The organism is Microbacterium sp. Soil_C_42, from assembly GCF_057656735.1.
The window spans coordinates 1-727 of the sequence record NZ_JBDGJU010000088.1 but is presented as its reverse complement, the minus strand read 5'-3'; the positions used below and the strand labels follow the sequence as shown (position 1 = coordinate 727).

Below are 727 nucleotides of genomic sequence, written 5' to 3'. Positions count from 1 at the left end.
CCAGTAAACGGCGGTGGTAACTATAACCATCCTAAGGTAGCGAAATTCCTTGTCGGGTAAGTTCCGACCTGCACGAATGGCGTAACGACTTCCCAACTGTCTCAACCGCGAACTCGGCGAAATTGCATTACGAGTAAAGATGCTCGTTACGCGCAGCAGGACGGAAAGACCCCGTGACCTTTACTACAGCTTGGTATTGGTGTTCGGTGTGGCTTGTGTAGGATAGGTGGGAGACTATGAAACCATGACGCCAGTTATGGTGGAGTCATTGTTGAAATACCACTCTGGTCACTCTGGATATCTAACTTCGAACCGTAATCCGGTTCAGGGACAGTGCCTGGTGGGTAGTTTAACTGGGGCGGTTGCCTCCCAAAAAGTAACGGAGGCGCCCAAAGGTTCCCTCAACCTGGTTGGCAATCAGGTGGCGAGTGTAAGTGCACAAGGGAGCTTGACTGTGAGACTGACAGGTCGAGCAGGGACGAAAGTCGGGACTAGTGATCCGGCAGTGGCTTGTGGAAGCGCTGTCGCTCAACGGATAAAAGGTACCTCGGGGATAACAGGCTGATCTTGCCCAAGAGTCCATATCGACGGCATGGTTTGGCACCTCGATGTCGGCTCGTCGCATCCTGGGGCTGGAGTAGGTCCCAAGGGTTGGGCTGTTCGCCCATTAAAGCGGTACGCGAGCTGGGTTTAGAACGTCGTGAGACAGTTCGGTCCCTATCCGCTG

General features: G+C 53.8%; 1 rRNA gene. It reads left to right on the top strand.

The window, feature by feature from the left end:
- Positions 1-727: ribosomal RNA gene (locus AC3A46_RS19515) — 23S ribosomal RNA — on the top strand; the annotation flags it as partial.